The sequence below is a fragment of the Asticcacaulis excentricus CB 48 genome, assembly GCF_000175215.2.
In the GTDB taxonomy this organism is placed as follows: Bacteria; Pseudomonadota; Alphaproteobacteria; order Caulobacterales; family Caulobacteraceae; genus Asticcacaulis; species Asticcacaulis excentricus.
On the sequence record NC_014817.1, the window covers coordinates 1193818 to 1210408 of the forward strand.

Sequence of the window (16591 nt, forward strand, 5' to 3'; positions counted from 1 at the left end):
TTGACCAGGATGGCGCGGCTTTAGGTGTGATCAGCTATCCGATAGCTACCGATCCGGCAAAACCACGCTGCGAATTGACTGCCTTGGTTGGCTTTTCGCATTTGACACTTCCGTTCGCCCGTGAAACGGCTATTGTTCCACAAAACATAATACAGAGAGGGAACCCCAAAATGACGTTCAGCCGTCGTGAAACACTCAAGCTATCCGCCGGTCTTTCGCTGGCCGCCCTTGTGCCGCAGGTCGCCGCCGCGCAAACCCGTCCGACCGCAAGCAACGACCTGACCCTGTGGTATCGCGAACCGGCCAATGAATGGACCGAGGCCCTGCCGCTGGGCAACGGGCGACTGGGGGCGATGGTGTTTGGCGGTATAGCGCGTGAGCGGCTGCAACTGAACGAAGACACCCTCTATGCCGGAGCCCCGTATCAGCCGGCTAATCCCGATGGTCCGGCGGCCCTGCCGGAGATTCGCAAGCTGATCTTTGAGGGAAAGTATCTGGAAGCGCAGGCGCTTATCCAGGCGAAGTTTATGGGTAATCCGATGCGGCAGGTGTCGTATCAGACGATTGGCGAGATGACCCTGACCTTCGGTCCGTCGTCCAATGCGTCGGCTTATCGTCGGGAACTGGACCTGACGAAGGCCCTGTCCACTGTTACCTATCGTCAGGATGGTGTGACCTACACACGCGAAACCTTCATCAGCCCGGTCGATCAGGTGTTGGTGATGCGCCTGAGCGCCGACAAGCCTGGCAAGGTCAGCTTCCAGTTAGGCTTTGAAACGCCACAGTTGGGGGCGGTGACTATTGAGAGCCCGCAAGAGATTGTGTTGTCCGGTCGCAATGGCGGGCACAATGGCAAGGACGGGGCGTTGCGCTTTGAAAGCCGCGTACGCGTGGTAGCGAGCGGCGGTCAGCAAAGCACCGGCACCGATGAGTTGGTCGTCAGCGGGGCCGACAGCGCGTTGGTCTTTATGGCGGCAGCGACGAACTACAAATCCTTCCGGGATGTGTCGGGTGATGCGACCGCAATCACCAAAGACCAGATTACCAGGGCTGCCAGCCGTTCGTTTGGGGCGCTTTATTCGGCGCATCTGGATGCCCATAAGGCCGTGTTTGATCGCGTCAGCGTCGATTTCGGGCGCACCGAGGTGGCCGATCTGCCGACCAATGAACGGATAGCGAAGTCGCTGACGCTCAATGATCCGGCGCTGGCGGCGCTCTATTTTCAGTACGGCCGTTACCTGCTGATTGCGTGTTCACGCCCCGGCACCCAGCCCGCCAATCTGCAAGGCCTGTGGAACGAGAAGCTGAACGCGCCGTGGGGTGGCAAATACACCATCAATATCAATACCGAGATGAATTACTGGCCCGCCGAGCCGACGGCTCTGCCGGAACTCACCGAACCGCTTATCCGTATGGTCAGGGAAATTTCGATCACGGGGGCGGAAACGGCGAAGATCATGTACGGGGCCCGCGGCTGGGTGGCGCACCACAATACCGACCTATGGCGGGCCACGGCACCTATTGATGCCGCCTTCTACGGCACCTGGCCGACGGGTGGGGCATGGCTGTGTCTGCACCTGTGGGACCGCTACGACTATGGTCGCGATCCGGCCTACCTGAGGGAGATTTACCCGATCCTGAAGGGCGCCTCACAGTTCTTCCTCGATACGCTGGTGAAGGACCCCGCCTCAGGTTACATGGTGACCGCGCCGTCGATTTCACCGGAGAACCAGCACAAATTCGGCACCTCCATCTGCGCCGGGCCGACCATGGACATGCAGATCATCCGCGATCTGTTCGCCAATACGGCGCGGGCGGCGGAGATTCTCAAAACGGATAAGAGCTTCCGGGCTGAGGTGCTGGCTATGCGTAACAAGCTGGTGCCGAACCAGATCGGTAAGGCCGGTCAGCTTCAGGAATGGAAGGACGACTGGGACATGGAGGCGGCGGACATGCACCATCGCCACGTTTCGCACCTCTATGGCCTGTTCCCGTCGCATCAGATCACCACGCGCAAGACGCCGGAACTGGCAGCGGCAGCCAAAAAGTCGCTGGAGCTACGCGGTGACATGTCCACCGGCTGGGCCATCGGCTGGCGTATCAACCTATGGGCGCGGCTGGGTGAGGGGGAGCGCACGCATAGTATCCTAAAGCTGCTACTGGGGCCTGAGCGCACCTATCCCAACATGTTCGACGCCCACCCGCCGTTCCAGATCGACGGCAATTTCGGCGGCACGTCGGGTATGACCGAGATGCTCATGCAGTCCTATGACGATGAGATTATCTTGCTGCCGGCGCTGCCAACCGCCTGGCCGAAGGGGCGCGTTACCGGTCTCAAGGCCCGCGGTGGCTTTACGGTGGACCTCCACTGGGCCGATATGACGCTGGAGCGAGTGACGATCCGCAGCGCCTTTGGCGAAAAGGCGACGCTGGTGCTGGGGGCGCATCGCCTGCCGCTGACCCTGAAAAAGGGCCGCTCGGCGAGCTTTGGGCTGCGGGATGGAGACCTTCTCAGGCTTTAATAGAGCTCGCTGGAAATGGCCTGCGCTGTCTGGCGCAGGCGGTCCAGCACCTGCGGCTTGCCCATATGACAGACCACGTGCGTCATGAAGGGCACGATCAGGGCGGCGACGGCGTGGTTTGCGCGCGCCGCGAAGATTGGCACGGCCAGATCGACGATGCCCAGCGTATAGGAACTGTCGCGCACCAGATAGCCCTGATCCTTCGCTTCACGTGCTTCGTCAAGGAAGGCGCGCAGGACGGGGCGTTCAATGCGGCCACGCATGGAATGATACCAGTTGAGCTGATCGCGCAGGGGCAGGAAGCCGAAGATCATGCGCCCGGACGTGGCCGTGGCTGCCGGGGCGCGGAAGCCCACCTTGACACCGAAGGCGGTCATGCTCTCGCTTTCTGCGCGGGCGATCGCGACGATGTGTTCGCGCGACAGGACGGTCATGTGGCACGATTGTTCACTGTCACGGGCGAGGGCACGCATATGCGGCAGGGCCGTTTCGATCAGGCTCTGGCGCGGCGGGTACAGCATGCCGAAGTCAAACAGGCGGCTCGTCATGGTGTAGCGACCGGCTATATCGCGCCGCAAATAGCCCTTGCCCTCCAGGGTCAGGATCATTCGGTAGATTTCGGCCTTGGAACGGCCGACACCTGCGCAGATCTCACCGATGCTCAGTGGGTCCGACTGCCCGGCCAAAAACTCAATAATTTCAATACCCTTCTCTAGAGCGGGCGCACTGTAGGTCGGTTCGGACATCACGATTCCATTGGCTTGCTAACAATGTGATAGCCGTTTCGCATTGCGGCGTCAAAAAAGCCTCGATGACCTTTGATCGCAGGCAAAAAAAAGCCGCGCACACGGCGCGGCCAGTTTACAGGGAGGAAACGCCCAGGAAGGGCAATCGATGCAATGCATCGAACACCTACATCATATATGTTGCGATGCGGCAATTGCAAGGCAGGACTGTGTCAAGTTCAGTTACAAATCACAAAAAGTCTGTGAGGGTTTATAACTCTACCAAGGCCTTGATCACGCCGGCTTCGGGAGCGGTCCAGCCAGGCAGGACGTCGGGCAAATCATTCAGTGCCGCGCGGTGTGTATTGAGCGAGGCTGTGGGGATCAGCCCGGCGCGGATGGCGCTCAGAACGTCTTCAAAGTCTTCGACCGTGGCGTTGCGGCTGCCCAGCAGGGTGGTTTCACGCTTGTGGAATTCCGGATCATTGAAGGTGATGTCGGCGGAGACGACCGAAATCAACACATAGGTGCCGCCGTGGCCGACATAGCCGAACCCGGCCTCAATGGCCTTCGGTGAGCCGGTGGCGTCGAACACTGCATCATAGAAGTCGCCTTCGGTCAGGACCGACAGCTCATCGCGCGTGCCGGTCGACAGTACGACGCCGTGATCCATGCCGAGCGTCTTCAGGCAGACCTCAACGCGGGTGTTTTGACCGTCGAGCACGGTGACCTCGGCGCCTTTCAGCTTGGCGAAGATGGCCGTGGCCATGCCGATGGGACCAACGCCGGTGACCAGCACGCGCTGACCGGGCTGCACCTGCGCGCGGCGCACGCTGTGGCAGCCGATGGCAAGAAATTCCAGCATGGCCGCTTCGTCGAGCCCGATGCCGGTGGCCGGGAAGACAAAGGCTTCAGGGACACTGATATATTCGGTCATGCCGCCGTCGCGGTGCACGCCCAGCACCTGGATGTTCATACAGCAGTTGGGGCGGCCCTTGCGGCAGGCGGCGCAGGTGCCGCACGAGAGATAGGGCATGATATAGACCACATCGCCGCGGGCCAGCGCCGAACCTTCCGGGGCCTCGGCCACTTCGCCCGACAGTTCGTGACCCATAACGCGTGGATAGCTGAGATAGGGCTGCGTGCCGCGGAAAATGTGCATGTCGGTACCGCAGATGCCGACGCGGCGCACGCGAACAAGCACCTCATCGGCCTGTCGCACCGGTTTGTCGCGCTGAATGCAGACCAGCTTGCCGGGACTTTCGCAGATGACCGTATCCATGGGGAACCTCGCCGTAACTCTGCTGTGTAGCTACAGCGCGTCAGGCGGAGTGTCAAATATGAAATAGAGATTTAATCGTAAACAATCGGGTGGCGGCTTTTATAATCTGTTGCCGAAAGTGTCCGGGTTTTATGTCGGACAAATTGGTCTTATCATTGCATCGTTTATTCAGATCTCTCACTATGTGAGTTGCCTAGCCGACGGACCGCGCCATGACTTCGATTACCGACCACCCCCTGCGTCAGAGTTTAAGCGACCTGATGCACGAACGCGCCTTGCCGGTGCTGACCGCGCCCGTGGCGGTGCGCAGCTGGGTTGTGCTGGTGGACGATGTTGAGCGCGCAGCCGAGGCGGCGTGGGTCGAAGGGCTGAGTGAGGCCGCTCCCGAAGATGGCCGTCTGGCGCAGATCGAGGCTGAGAGTGGCCGTATCTGGGAACGCCACGGTGAGTTTTCGACCTGGCTCGGCTATACAACGGATGCAGCGGCGCTCACGACGGCTTCTGAGCGGCTGGGCTTTGGTGTGATCCGGGGCGAGGACTTTGCATGGCTCGAAGGGGCGCCGGGGCGGGTGTTCCGCAGTGTCGAAATATCGGTGATGACCGAAGCCCCGGACGCAACGCGGCTGGGGGCTTGTCTAGCCCTTGCAACCTGCGTCAGCTGCGAGGTGTTTGACGGCCGCGCGCGTCTGTGGACCGATTTCCGTAGCCATGACAATGGGGCAGGGCGTATTTTCATCCACGATCGCGGCCTTCAGAATGATGAGTTGTCGCGTCTGTTGCAGACACTGATCGAGATTGGCCATTACCGCAAGCTCGCCCTGTTGGGCTTCGGGGAGGCGCGTGCCGTCCTCGGATGGCTGAAAGGGGCCGAGCGAACGCTGGTGGACATTACGCGTCAGCTCAATGAGGGTCGCGCCTCGCAGGAGGTGATCTATGAGCGCCTGACGGCTCTGTCTTCGGATGTCGAACAGCGCGTCAATGAGGTCGGGTTCCGGCTGGGGGCGACCGAGGCCTATGCGCGGCTGGTGGAGGACCGCCTGACCTCCTTGCGCGAACGGCGCGTCGAGGGGTTTTCGACCATGGGCGAATTTATCGAGCGGCGGCTTCAGCCTGCCATGCGCACCTGCGAAGCGGCCTCGGCGCGACTGGCGGACATTTCTGGCCGCATCGGGCGTATCGGTGATCTGCTTCGGGCGCGGGTTTCGATTTCTCTGGAGACGCAGAACCAGTTGCTTCTGCAAAACATGAACGCGCGCGCCGAGCTTCAGGTCAAGCTGTCTGAACTCGTCGAAGGGCTGTCGGTCTTTGCTCTGTCATACTACATCATCAATCTGATCAAATACGTGCTGGAGCCGCTGGTCGGACATTCACCGGCGGCGACGGCGGGCTACAGTGTCGGGGTGATTATCGTGTTGCTGGCCGCGTGGCTGTTTATCCGCCGCCGAAAGCGACGCCTGAAAGACGTTTAAAAAAAGCCGCCCGGTGAGGGGCGGCCAGTGAGACGCATCAACGGGGAGCCGAAGCGTCAGGAAGGATCAGTTTGCTTGCGGCCAGCCATCGGAGAACTGACGGCGCACGGTCGCGATATCCGGCGCGTCTTTCCAGCGGATGCCAATGTCTCGGTGTCTGGCCCCCGGTCCGGTCGAGCCGCTTTCAAAGAAGCGCGAATCCTGTGGGTGGAAGACGGCGGTCTTGGTGCCGTCGCGCGCCGTGCCGCCCATGCTGGTCCAGTGGTCGGGGTGGATGTGGGCGTCCATTTCGCAGCCGATAAACAGGGCCTGCCCCACGGCGTTGGGATCGGCGTAGCGCCCGTCCGGGAAGGTGGTCGTCGGGTGCCAGGGCCGGGCCAGAGCCACCGAGCCGTCAGGCACGCCGGCTTCGCGCGTCAGGCGCGACCGATAGACGACGAGGCCGATGGACTGGCTGAGGGGGGTGGAGGGGGCCAGCAGGAAGGAATGAAATTCACCTGGCGGAGTGAACGCGCCGCGATTACGGGTGCGCAGTTCGCTGTCTTCGATCAGCAATTGCCCGTTGCCGAAGATGAAGTCGATATTTCCGGCGATCAGGCTGTCGCGGACAATCGCCCGCTTGCCATTGGCAAACAGCGTGTCCTGATAGCCGAGCATCGCGGTCTTGCGGAACAGGACGCGGTCGCTGTCGATATCGAGCAGCACGGCGACGCCCTGCGAATTTTTGATCTTCTGCGGGTCGTCGCTAAGTCGCGCGTCGTTTCTGAGGTAATCGAAGGTGTTTTCAACCGTCAGGCCCTCGACCGTCACCTGATCGGCATTGATGGTGAGGGTAGCTGAGCCGGGCGTGCCCCAGTTGCGGCGATGGTATTTTCCCGCCGTTTCGGCCACAGCGTTAAAGTGCAGGCGCGTGCGTTTCGCCCCGGCCCCTCTCAGGCGCACCTTCGGGCGGTTGATCGTCACCTTTTCATAATAGTCACCCGCCGCCACGTCGATCACGATCCAATTGTCGCTGCTGTCCTTTTGCGCGGCGTCGAGAGCGGCCTGCACTTGGGTGAAACAGGCCTTTCGCGTACCGCAGTCCAGGCGCACCTTGAGACGGGTAGCGGCCTCTGCGGGGAGGCTCAGCGCCGCAAGGGTCAGACAGGTGACGGCGCTGGCGAGAAAGGTGGAGCGTACAGACATGAGACCTCAGTGTTCGGACAGGAAACCATCCATCAGATCGACAATGCGGCTGAACCACGGATCGAACAGCCAGATGTCGTGCGGGGCGTTGTCAAACGCGGTGTAGCGATAGGCAATGCCCTGCGCTTTCAATTTGGCCTCAACATCTTCGTGACCAGCGGTGAAGCGCGTCATTCCGCTGCTGATTACCAGCGTCGGCGGCGCGGCGGCGCTGACGTGCCTAGCGGCACTGGCTTCGCGCCAGCGGGCGGGTACCTTTTCCATCGCGCCGCCCAGCCACCGTCCGGCGGCAGAGGTGTCTCCCGCGGCGTTTTCGTATTGCAGGGCCAGCGGCGTGGTGAAGTCAAGTACGCCGTCAATGTCGATCAGGGCGCTGACCTGCGTGTCATCGCCCGCGCGGCTTTTGTAGAGGGGCGTGTCCGCCGTATAGGCGAGAAGCGCGGCCATCTGCCCGCCGGACGAGGCGCCGCCAATGGCCAGCCGCTTAGGGTCGATGCCAAAGGTCGTGGCTTGCCCCTTGACCCAGACGAGGGCGTCATTGACGTCGATCAGACCCGCCGGGTAGGGGGCTTCGGGTGACAGGCGAAACTCAGGCAGAAAGACGGCATAGCCGCGCTGCGCCAGCCGGGTGGCCAGAGCGTAGAAGTGCGATTTATTGCCCGACCGCCAGCCGCCACCGTGCACCAGCAGGATACCCTTGCCATTGGCGTGCCCGGCGACCGGCAGGAAGACGTCGATATGCAGTTCACGCCCGCCGATGCTTTTGTAGCGGCGGTCAAACAGCACCTTTTGCCCGCTCTGGAACTCGGCCACAGGCCAGCCTATGCCCGCATACTGATCCTTATAGCGCTCAAACCGCTGCGAGACGGTGTAGCTGTCGTCCACGGGGATCAGGTCGGCGGCGAGGGCGGGGGTCAGGAGCCCCAGACCCAGCACGGCGACGGTAAGGGCGGGCAAAAGCCGCATGGTTTACTCCTGTAAAGGCGGCCACCGACGGGTGCCGATGGCCGCTTTATTTTATCAGTACTTATAACGCAGACCCACAATCCACTGCGCCCCGGTGTGGGTGTATTCGCGCGTCAGATCCATATCGCCCGTATCGCCGGTGCCGTAGATGCGCTCCACTTCGTCGGTGATGTTGATGCCCTCAAAGGTCAGCGTCAAGCGCGGCGTGACGTTATAGAAGGAGGCAAAGTCCACATGGGTGGGGCCGTATTTGCGCTCCTGCACGTGACCATTGCCGCCCGGTTCGCTGAGCAGATAGTCGTCGCGCTTGTTGACCGACAGGCGCGCCCCGAAGGTCTCGGTGTCGTAATAGACGGTCAGGTTATAGGAGTTAGGCGACAGGCCCGTGGAGTCTTCGGCCGACACGTGGGTGTAGTTGGACGCGACGCCCAGCTTCGACCACGGCCCCGGTAGGAAGGTGAAGGGCTGGTTATAGGTCAGCTCGAAGCCCTTGACGCTGTTGCCCTTATCGCTATTGACCGGGATGGTGAAGGTGTAGGGCACCTTGGCCGGATCGGCATTGTAGGAGGTGTCGTACAGCGGGTCGGCATAGATGGCCGGCCAGAAGGACGGGTCGATCATCTGACTGACCACATCCGTCTTCAGTGAGCGCACAATGTCCTTATGGAAGACGGTGAAGGCCAGAAGCCCCTCATTGCCAAAATACCATTCAACACCTAAGTCCACATCGTTCGACTCATAAGGCTTCAGCGACGGGTTGCCGACATTGCCCACGGTGCGCGTGGTGTAGCCGAAGACCGGCCCCGCGATATTCAGCGAGCTGAGGCCCGGACGCGTCAGGCTGCGGCCATAGGAGGCGCGCACCACCAGGTCGCTGCGCACGTCCAGCGCCGCATTGATCGAGGGCAGGTAGTTGTCGTAATCGACATTGACCTCAACCGGCGTGCCGCTGACCCGCGCTTTGGAGCTGACCTTGGTCTTGACGTAGCGCAGACCGGCATTGGTGCGCAGGCGCATCCCGGCGATGTCGTATTCGGCGTTCAGCTCGCCATAGGCCCCCAGGGTTTCTTCGCCTACGGTCCAGCCTGCGCCGGTGTTCTCCGTATAGCCGCCCTTGATGATGCCTGCGGCGGCAATGGCCTCAAAATCGGCGACGCGGAAGGGCAGCAGGCCCGGCCCGTCCAGCCCCTTGCCGAAGTTGGAGACGGGGAAGGGACGGGTATAGTTCGACGGGTCGAAGCTGGGTGTCGCACCCAGACCTTCACCATAGCTCACCTTGCGGTCATTATAGCTGAGACCGGCCTTCAGCGACATGTTGTCGGCATTGTAGGTGGCGTCAAAGCGCGAGGTGAAGTTTTCCTTCTTCACCGTATTGATGCGATTCGAGGCCGTCAGGGCGTTGATATAGTTGCTGGCCTTGTTCGGATCATAGGTGCCGAAGCTGATGCTCGGCACATAGGCATTGCCGCTGTAGTCATAGGCGTAATAGTGCGGCACCGAGCGATAGTAGAAGCGCAGTTCGGTACGGTCGGCATCGTCCACCGCCGAACCGGCCATGGCGTCCAGCGTCAGGCGCTCATTGACCTTGAAGCGGCCGGACAGGACGACCTGATCGAAGGTCGATTGCGAGTCCTGACGACGGCTTTCGTACCATGAGGTCACATCATTGAAGGCGGCGGCGACCAGGGTCTTGCCGTCGGCTCCGATCTTGAACGACAGCGGCGTCTGGCCCGTAAAGTTACCGGCGGTGCCGTGCGTCAGCAGCCACTCCATCGAATTATAGCTGTCGCGGTCATTGGTCAGTTCCGAATGCAGCACGTCCAGCGTGATCAGGGCGTTTTCGGTGGGCTTATATTGCAGCGAGCCGGTGACGCCGATGCGCTTTTGATCATTGCCGAAATAGTCGGCGCGCGGCAGGCGCGGGGCCCACAGACAGTCGAGCGCACTGGCGGCCCCGCAGGCCTTCGGCGTACCGCTTACGGTCGGGTTGCTCTTGGCCCACGAGTCGCCATTGGCGTAGGGTGAGGTCCAGCGCACGCTGGAATAACCTTCCTGATGCACGGTGCGGTTGGAGGCCGCCACGGAGAGCAACGCCCCGAACTTTCCGTCGGCAAACGTCTTGCTGACCAGCAGGGCGACGCGCGGATCGGCCTTTCCGTTCAGGGTGTTGTAATTGGCCTGCGCCGAGGCGGAGACAGTGAAGTCGTCGCGGAAGTCGAACGGGCGCGCCGAATAGAGATTGACCGTACCGGCAATGCCGCCTTCTTCGGTCGAGGCCTTCTGTGACTTTTCGATGTCGATGCGGTTGAACAGCTCGGAGGCAAACAGGTGGAAGTCGAAGGCGCGGCCCGCATTGAGGGTGACGCCGCCGCTGTCGAGGCCGTCGCTGCTGGCCGGGACCTCCATGCCGTTCAGGGTTGTGCGCGTAAAGTCCGGACCGAAGCCGCGCAGGGTGATATTGCGCCCTTCGCCGCCTTCGCGCGACATGGCCACGCCCGGCACGCGCTGGATGGATTCGGCGAGGTTGAGGTCCGGCATCTTGCCGATGTCTTCGGCCACAATGCTTTCGACCGCGTTGGCGGCGCGACGCTTGATGGCGCGGGCCTTGCTCAGCGAACCGCGGATGCCCTTGACCACGACCACGGTTTCTTCCGGGGCGGCGGCGGGCTCGTCAGAGGCGGTGGTGTCGGCCGCATAGGCGGTGCGGGTGATGGGGATCGCGTTGTCACGCACCGCTGGGATCTGCTCGGCCAGCACGATGATGCCATTGGCGCGGGTAACCGGTGTCAAATTCGTGCCCGCCAACAGGCGCGACAGGCCTTCGCGTACCGGCATATTGCCCTGAACGGCGGCGGTTTGCTTGCCCTTGACGACCTTTTCCGGCGCCATGAGCTGGATATTGGCCTGTTGGGCGAACTGGGGGATGCCGCGTTCGGCCGCCTGAGCCGGGACATTGAACGACTTGACCGCGTCCTGTGCCTGAGCGGGCACGGCGGAAACCATAAGCAACGTGCCGCCGGCGAGCAGCAACGGGCCATTAAACGCGCGCATAAATGCATTCGTCATCAGAATTTTCCCTGTAGAAGCGCCCCGTGGTGCGCATTATTATTATTGAAGGCCGCGGTTATATTAAATTTTGGCCTTCCTGAATTACGATGTCTGGCAAACGGAGTTCCGTATGCGGCGTATTTATTTTTTTTTACCGATCAGGATGGCCTTGTCAGTCTTGTGGATATTTGCGCCGAAAGCTTCGACCACGGCTCCGGAGAAGGCCTCCGGATCATTAGCGCTAAGCCGTCCAATCAGGCGCTCGCGCCCCAGAGCCTCGTCCTCAATGACGATCTGGATGCGGTTATACCGATTGAACTCCGCCGCCACCTGCGACAGAGTCTTGCCGTTCAGCGCAATCTGCCCTTCGCGCCACGCCAGATCGCTGTCGATGGCGTCAGGGGCGTGGACGATCTTGACCGGCTGATGCTCACGCAGGACGGTGCGTTCCCCGGCGTGCAGCAGGGCGGCCTTGCGACCATCGGCCACCGACCAGGCCTGCACCGTGCCCTCGGTCACCAGCACCTCAACCCCGTCAGGGTGCTTTTTGACCGAAAAGGCAGTGCCGACGGCCTTGATGCGGCTCTGACCAGCGGTGACAATAAACGGGCGCTGGCGGTTGTGCGCCACCTTGAACCACGCCTCGCCCTCGATTAGCTCGATACGGCGCTCGCTTTCGGCCATGTCGATGCGCAGACGGCTATCGGTATTCAGTGTGGCGATCGAACCGTCGCTCATGGGCAGTCGGCGGATTTCGCCCATATGGGTTATGGCCTCGTCCTGCCGCAGGGCAAAGACGGCCAGAAGACTGGCGGCGATCAGCCCGCCGCCGGCCGCCGCAGCGGTCAGAAGACGCCGGCGTGACGGGAGGGGGAACAGACGGGCGGCCTTGTCCTGCCACTGTGCGGACGGCCCCAGCGCCTGCGCGCGTGACAGGCTGTGCCAGCCGGCCTCCGCGCGCAGCAGCGCCCCGCGCCGCCGCGGATCACCGGCCAGCCATGCGTTCAGCGCCGCCGCGTCCTCCGGCGAGAGCGGACGTGGCTTGACCGCCCACAGGCTGGCGGCGCGCTCGATCTGCTCGCTAGTTTCGACCGGCGTCGGTGCCACGCATAAACTCCTTTCGGGGCTGGAGACGGGGTTCGTCTTCGGCCATTGCCTTCATGATCAGACGCAGCGCCTTGGCGGCGTCATTTTCCACCATATGCTCACTCAGGCCCATACGGCGGGCGATTTCCTTTTGCGGCAGACCTTCGATCTTGCGCATTTCGAACACCCGACGGCAGCGCGCGGGCAGGGTGGCGATCACCCGCTTCAGACGCGCCAGATCGGACCGGGCAACGCTGACCTGCTCCGGCGAGGGCAGGTCGCTCATGACCTCCAGCCGGTCAATTTCGTCCACACTTTCGATACGCACGATGCGCGCCCGCCTCAGCCGCATCAGAGCGATATTTCGTGCCACCGTGAAAAAGTAGGCGCGGGGCGAGGTAATGTGCTCGATATGGCTCAGTTCCGCCATGCGGCAGTAGGATTCCTGAAGAATATCCTCGGCGTCGTCACGCCCCAACCGGGCACGCATCAGCCATGCCCGCACATCCGCCTCATGAGGCAGGATCTGCGAAGCCACCCAGTGAATAATGTGATCCGGCGCGGACTCCATTCAGGCCTCCCGATACTATGATGCCTGAGCGGACGACTTCCGTAAATTTAAGTTCCCTTTTTGGGAAATTACCCTTAGCGCAGCGCCACCTCGTAGGAGGCCTGTGTCTGGGCGGCGATGTATTCGAGTGTCACATCGGGGGCCAGTTCGACCAGGATAAGGCCTGAGCCATCGGGCTTGACCTCGAATACCCCCAAAGTCGAGATGATCAGATCGACCACGCCGGCTCCGGTCAGGGGCAGGTCGCAGCGTTTCAGCACTTTGGATTCGCCGTGTTTGTTGGCGTGTTCCATAACGACCACGACCTTTTGCACCCCGGCGACGAGGTCCATCGCCCCGCCCATGCCCTTGACCAGCTTGCCCGGGATCATCCAGTTGGCGATGTCGCCGTTTTCGCCGACCTCCATCGCTCCCAGAATGGTCAGGTCGATATGGCCGCCGCGGATCATGGCGAACGAGTCCGACGACGAGAAATAGCTTGTTTCGGGCAGTTCGGTGATGGTCTGCTTGCCCGCATTGATCAGGTCGGGGTCGACCTCATCCTCATAGGGGAAGGGGCCCATGCCCAGCATACCGTTTTCTGACTGAAAGGTGACGGTCATGCCCTGCGGGATGTGGTTGGCTACCAGGGTCGGGATGCCAATGCCCAGATTGACGTAGAAACCGTCCTGAAGTTCTTTAGCGGCGCGCTCAGCGAGTTGGTCACGTGTCCAGGGCATGATCAGGCTCCTTGTCTCTGACGCACGGTGCGCTGTTCGATCCGCTTTTCAAACGTGCCTTTGATCAGGCGATCGACATATATGCCTGGCGTATGGATGCAGTCGGGATCGAGCGACCCCACCGGCACGATCTCCTCGACCTCGGCGACGCAGACCTTGCCGGCGGTGGCCATCATCGGGTTGAAATTGCGCGCCGTCTTGCGGAAAATCAGATTGCCGCGTTCATCGGCTTTCCACGCCTTGACGATGGAGAGGTCGGCGACCAATCCCGTCTCAAGAACAAAGGTCTTCCCGTTGAACTCTTTCAGCTCCTTGCCTTCGGCAACCAGCGTGCCAACGCCGGTGGCGGTATAGAAGCCCGGAATCCCGGCTCCGCCGGCCCGAATCCGTTCCGCCAGGGTGCCCTGCGGATTGAACTCCAGCTCCAGCTCGCCCGCCAGGTACTGCCGCTCGAACTCCTTGTTTTCGCCGACATAGGACGAGATCATCTTTTTGATCTGACGCGTATTGAGCAGCATCCCCAGCCCGAAGCCATCGACCCCGGCATTGTTGGAAATGGCGGTGATCCCGGTCACGCCCGTGTCGCGCAGGGCTCCGATCAGGTTCTCCGGGATACCGCAAAGGCCAAAGCCCCCGGCCATCACCGTCATCCCGTCAAACGTCAGCCCCTCCAGCGCACTCTTCGCGTCCGAATATATCTTCGACGGCATCGGTCTCTCCCGTGTTTTTGGGTCATTCCTACGCACTCCGTCACGATTTGTCATCACCCTGCGAATAAAAAATTCATCATTTGTTGAATTTTTTATTGACCCCCTGTGACGGCCCGCCGATAGTTAAGCCCGAAGCCCCGCCACAACGCAAAGAGGGCCAAAATACAGGGAGTTTCATCATGACGGACGGGTCTCTTCGCGGGCGGACCGCGCTGATCAGCGGCTCCGTTCAGGGCATCGGGCTGGCCATAGCCGAAGCCTTTGCCAGAGCCGGGGCCAATATCGCCCTGCATGGGCTGGCCACGCCGCAGCAAGTCGATGCCGCCACCGATCATATCCGCCGTCTGGGGGCGCAGGTGCGCTTTTTCGAAGGGGATCTGCGCGACCGGACGGCCATTGACGGCCTGATGGCGGCGGTGTGGGATTGGGGCGGCGGCATCGACATAGTGATCAACAATGCCGGGGTGCAGAAGACCCTGCCCTTTGCTCAGATAGATGATGCGACCTGGGATATGGTGTTGTCGGTCAATCTGACGGCGGCCATGGCAACCATGCGCTATGCCTTGCCGCGCATGGCGGCGCGCGGCTTCGGGCGCGTCATCAATATCGCTTCGGTGCACGGCCTTGTGGCCTCGGTGGAGAAGGGGCCCTATGTGGCTTCGAAATTCGGACTCGTCGGCCTGTCCAAGGTGGCGGCTCTCGAATATGCGTGCAGCGGCGTGACCATTAATTGCCTGTGCCCCGGCTGGACCGAGACGGCCCTGATCGAACCGCAGATACAGGCGCGCGCTGCGGCTGAAGGGGGTGATCGTCAGGCAGGGATTGCCGCGCTTCTGGCTGAAAAACAGCCCTCGCAACGCATGAGCGCCCCGGAAGAAATCGCGGCGCTGGCCCTGTGGCTGTCCTCGCCTCTGGCCCACAATGTGACAGGCACGGCCATCCCCATCGACGGGGGATGGACCGCGCAATAGGCTATTAATCCACCCAGTCGCGGCGGATGCGCAGCGAGGCGAAGAATAGAAGGATCGCCGCCATCACGTAGAAGCTCAGGCCCGCCAGAAAGGCGTACTTGATCGAGGCGTCGCCATAGAGGGGCTTCAGATAGTCCGAGGCCGCGCCGAAGAACCACGTCCCCACCGCAATGCCGATCAAGTTGTTGATCAGCAGGAACAGCGACGAAATCATGGTGCGCGAATGGCCCGGGCCCAGATGCTGAACCGCCGTCAGCACCGGCCCCAGCCACATCAGGCCCAGCGCCTGCGGCAGCAGGAACAGGGCAAAGGCCGTCTCCGCCGTGGTGGCCAGCACGCCCAGTGCATAGAGCGGCACCGAGATGACAAAGGCCACGCAGGGGATCAGCGGATAGGCGCGCTTTGACTTTTGCCCCAGCTTGTCGCCCAGAACCCCGCCCAGCGCCATGCCGGCCACGCCGCCGATGAACAGCAGCGCCGCCAGAAACCACGAGCGCGACACGAGGTCGAGGTGCAGCGAGCGCGACAGGAAGGTCGGCAGCCAGTACATGAAGCCGTAGGAGACCATGGACGAACAAGCGGCACCGAACGACAGGAGCCAGAAGGTCGGCTTGGCAAAGGCCAGCCTGCACGCGGCGATAAAGCCCAGCGGCTTGCCCGCAGTGGCGTCATAACGCCCGCGCGGCGGGTCCTTGACCATCAGGCGGAACAGCGGCGCGATCAGAATGCCCGCCAGCCCGATGGCAATAAAGGCAAAGCGCCAGTCCACCTTCGCCGCCAAAAGCCCGCCGAACAGCACGCCGGCGGCGGAGCCGACCGGGATCCCGAACGAATAGATGGCCAGCGCCTTGGCCCGCTGTTTGGGCGGGAAATAGTCGGCAATCAGGCTGTAGGCGGGGGCGACGCCGCCCGCTTCGCCGACGCCGACGCCCATGCGGGCGATAAACAGATGGGTGAAGTTGTGCGCCAGACCGCACAGGGCGGTAAAGCCGGACCAGACGGCCAGGGCTGTGGTCATGATCCACACGCGCGAGGTGCGGTCGGCCAGCCAGGCCACCGGAATGGCCAGGGTGGTATAGAGCAGCGCAAAGGCCAGCCCCCCCATCAGCCCCAGTTGCGTATCACTGAGGCCCAGTTCCTGCGCGATGGGGTCTTTCAGGATCGAGATGATCTGCCGGTCGAGGAAGTTGAACGTATAGACGACGATCAAGGCAAACAGGGCCAGATAACGCCCCTTGATCGGGGCCGCGTCGGGGGTGGGGCTGGACATTGGAAACCTTGGAAAAAGGAACCTCTCCCCCGTAGGGTGCCACGGGGGAGAGGTCAGGATACAGACC

General features: G+C 61.9%; 13 protein-coding genes. 3 read left to right on the top strand and 10 right to left on the bottom strand.

Going from position 1 to position 16591, the window contains the following annotated elements; genetic code table 11:
* Positions 1 to 170 precede the first annotated feature (170 nt).
* Positions 171 to 2522 (top strand): glycoside hydrolase family 95 protein, encoded by a 2352-nt coding sequence (locus ASTEX_RS16985; RefSeq protein ID WP_013480864.1) that lies wholly within the window; start codon positions 171 to 173, stop codon positions 2520 to 2522.
* On the opposite strand, the gene ASTEX_RS16990 is transcribed toward ASTEX_RS16985, so the two are convergent.
* Positions 2519 to 3268, bottom strand: coding sequence for an IclR family transcriptional regulator (locus tag ASTEX_RS16990; protein WP_013480865.1), 750 nt, complete (start codon positions 3266 to 3268; stop codon positions 2519 to 2521). The two genes, ASTEX_RS16985 and ASTEX_RS16990, sit on opposite strands and share 4 nt — an antisense overlap.
* A gap of 250 nt (positions 3269 to 3518) precedes the next feature.
* Positions 3519 to 4529, bottom strand: coding sequence for a zinc-binding alcohol dehydrogenase family protein (locus ASTEX_RS16995; RefSeq protein WP_013480866.1), 1011 nt, complete (start codon positions 4527 to 4529; stop codon positions 3519 to 3521).
* A 212-nt stretch (positions 4530 to 4741) separates the two neighbouring features.
* Between ASTEX_RS16995 and ASTEX_RS17000 the strand changes: the two genes are divergently transcribed.
* Positions 4742 to 5998, top strand: a complete 1257-nt coding sequence (locus ASTEX_RS17000; RefSeq protein WP_013480867.1) for a DUF3422 domain-containing protein — start codon at positions 4742 to 4744, stop codon at positions 5996 to 5998.
* Positions 5999 to 6064: 66 nt separating this feature from the next.
* Here the strand turns inward: ASTEX_RS17000 and ASTEX_RS17005 are convergent, their stop codons facing one another.
* From ASTEX_RS17005 to ASTEX_RS17035, 7 genes are all read right to left on the bottom strand, one after another.
* Positions 6065 to 7183: a pectinesterase family protein gene (locus ASTEX_RS17005; RefSeq protein WP_013480868.1), complete on the bottom strand. Its 1119-nt coding sequence runs from the start codon at positions 7181 to 7183 to the stop codon at positions 6065 to 6067.
* 6 nt (positions 7184 to 7189) lie between these two features.
* Complete coding sequence (locus tag ASTEX_RS17010) at positions 7190 to 8149, bottom strand: alpha/beta hydrolase (RefSeq protein WP_013480869.1); 960 nt, start codon at positions 8147 to 8149, stop codon at positions 7190 to 7192.
* Between the two features lie 54 nt (positions 8150 to 8203).
* Positions 8204 to 11215, bottom strand: a complete 3012-nt coding sequence (locus ASTEX_RS17015) for a TonB-dependent receptor (RefSeq protein ID WP_013480870.1) — start codon at positions 11213 to 11215, stop codon at positions 8204 to 8206.
* Between the two features lie 123 nt (positions 11216 to 11338).
* Positions 11339 to 12304, bottom strand: coding sequence for a FecR family protein (locus ASTEX_RS17020; protein WP_013480871.1), 966 nt, complete (start codon positions 12302 to 12304; stop codon positions 11339 to 11341).
* Positions 12279 to 12854 (bottom strand): RNA polymerase sigma factor, encoded by a 576-nt coding sequence (locus tag ASTEX_RS17025; protein WP_013480872.1) that lies wholly within the window; start codon positions 12852 to 12854, stop codon positions 12279 to 12281. The genes ASTEX_RS17020 and ASTEX_RS17025 overlap by 26 nt, the downstream gene beginning before the upstream one ends.
* A gap of 74 nt (positions 12855 to 12928) precedes the next feature.
* Positions 12929 to 13573, bottom strand: a complete 645-nt coding sequence (locus ASTEX_RS17030) for a 3-oxoacid CoA-transferase subunit B (protein ID WP_013479021.1) — start codon at positions 13571 to 13573, stop codon at positions 12929 to 12931.
* Between the two features lie 2 nt (positions 13574 to 13575).
* Positions 13576 to 14283: a CoA transferase subunit A gene (locus ASTEX_RS17035; RefSeq protein WP_013479020.1), complete on the bottom strand. Its 708-nt coding sequence runs from the start codon at positions 14281 to 14283 to the stop codon at positions 13576 to 13578.
* Between the two features lie 179 nt (positions 14284 to 14462).
* On the opposite strand from ASTEX_RS17035, the gene ASTEX_RS17040 reads away from it, so the two are divergent.
* Positions 14463 to 15254, top strand: a complete 792-nt coding sequence (locus tag ASTEX_RS17040) for a 3-hydroxybutyrate dehydrogenase (RefSeq protein ID WP_013480873.1) — start codon at positions 14463 to 14465, stop codon at positions 15252 to 15254.
* Positions 15255 to 15258: 4 nt separating this feature from the next.
* Here the strand turns inward: ASTEX_RS17040 and ASTEX_RS17045 are convergent, their stop codons facing one another.
* Entirely contained in the window at positions 15259 to 16524 is a 1266-nt protein-coding gene (locus ASTEX_RS17045) for a spinster family MFS transporter (RefSeq protein WP_013480874.1), read from the bottom strand.
* Positions 16525 to 16591: the final 67 nt, after the last annotated feature.

Excerpts from the sequence above, each read along its gene's own strand:
- ASTEX_RS16985 (WP_013480864.1), top strand. The coding sequence starts at position 171 with ATGACGTTCAGCCGTCGTGAAACACTCAAGCTATCCGCCGGTCTTTCG.
- ASTEX_RS16990 (WP_013480865.1), bottom strand. The coding sequence starts at position 3,268 with ATGTCCGAACCGACCTACAGTGCGCCCGCTCTAGAGAAGGGTATTGAA.
- ASTEX_RS16995 (WP_013480866.1), bottom strand. The coding sequence starts at position 4,529 with ATGGATACGGTCATCTGCGAAAGTCCCGGCAAGCTGGTCTGCATTCAG.
- ASTEX_RS17000 (WP_013480867.1), top strand. The coding sequence starts at position 4,742 with ATGACTTCGATTACCGACCACCCCCTGCGTCAGAGTTTAAGCGACCTG.
- ASTEX_RS17005 (WP_013480868.1), bottom strand. The coding sequence starts at position 7,183 with ATGTCTGTACGCTCCACCTTTCTCGCCAGCGCCGTCACCTGTCTGACC.
- ASTEX_RS17010 (WP_013480869.1), bottom strand. The coding sequence starts at position 8,149 with ATGCGGCTTTTGCCCGCCCTTACCGTCGCCGTGCTGGGTCTGGGGCTC.
- ASTEX_RS17015 (WP_013480870.1), bottom strand. The coding sequence starts at position 11,215 with ATGACGAATGCATTTATGCGCGCGTTTAATGGCCCGTTGCTGCTCGCC.
- ASTEX_RS17025 (WP_013480872.1), bottom strand. The coding sequence starts at position 12,854 with ATGGAGTCCGCGCCGGATCACATTATTCACTGGGTGGCTTCGCAGATC.
- ASTEX_RS17030 (WP_013479021.1), bottom strand. The coding sequence starts at position 13,573 with ATGCCCTGGACACGTGACCAACTCGCTGAGCGCGCCGCTAAAGAACTT.
- ASTEX_RS17035 (WP_013479020.1), bottom strand. The coding sequence starts at position 14,283 with ATGCCGTCGAAGATATATTCGGACGCGAAGAGTGCGCTGGAGGGGCTG.
- ASTEX_RS17040 (WP_013480873.1), top strand. The coding sequence starts at position 14,463 with ATGACGGACGGGTCTCTTCGCGGGCGGACCGCGCTGATCAGCGGCTCC.
- ASTEX_RS17045 (WP_013480874.1), bottom strand. The coding sequence starts at position 16,524 with ATGTCCAGCCCCACCCCCGACGCGGCCCCGATCAAGGGGCGTTATCTG.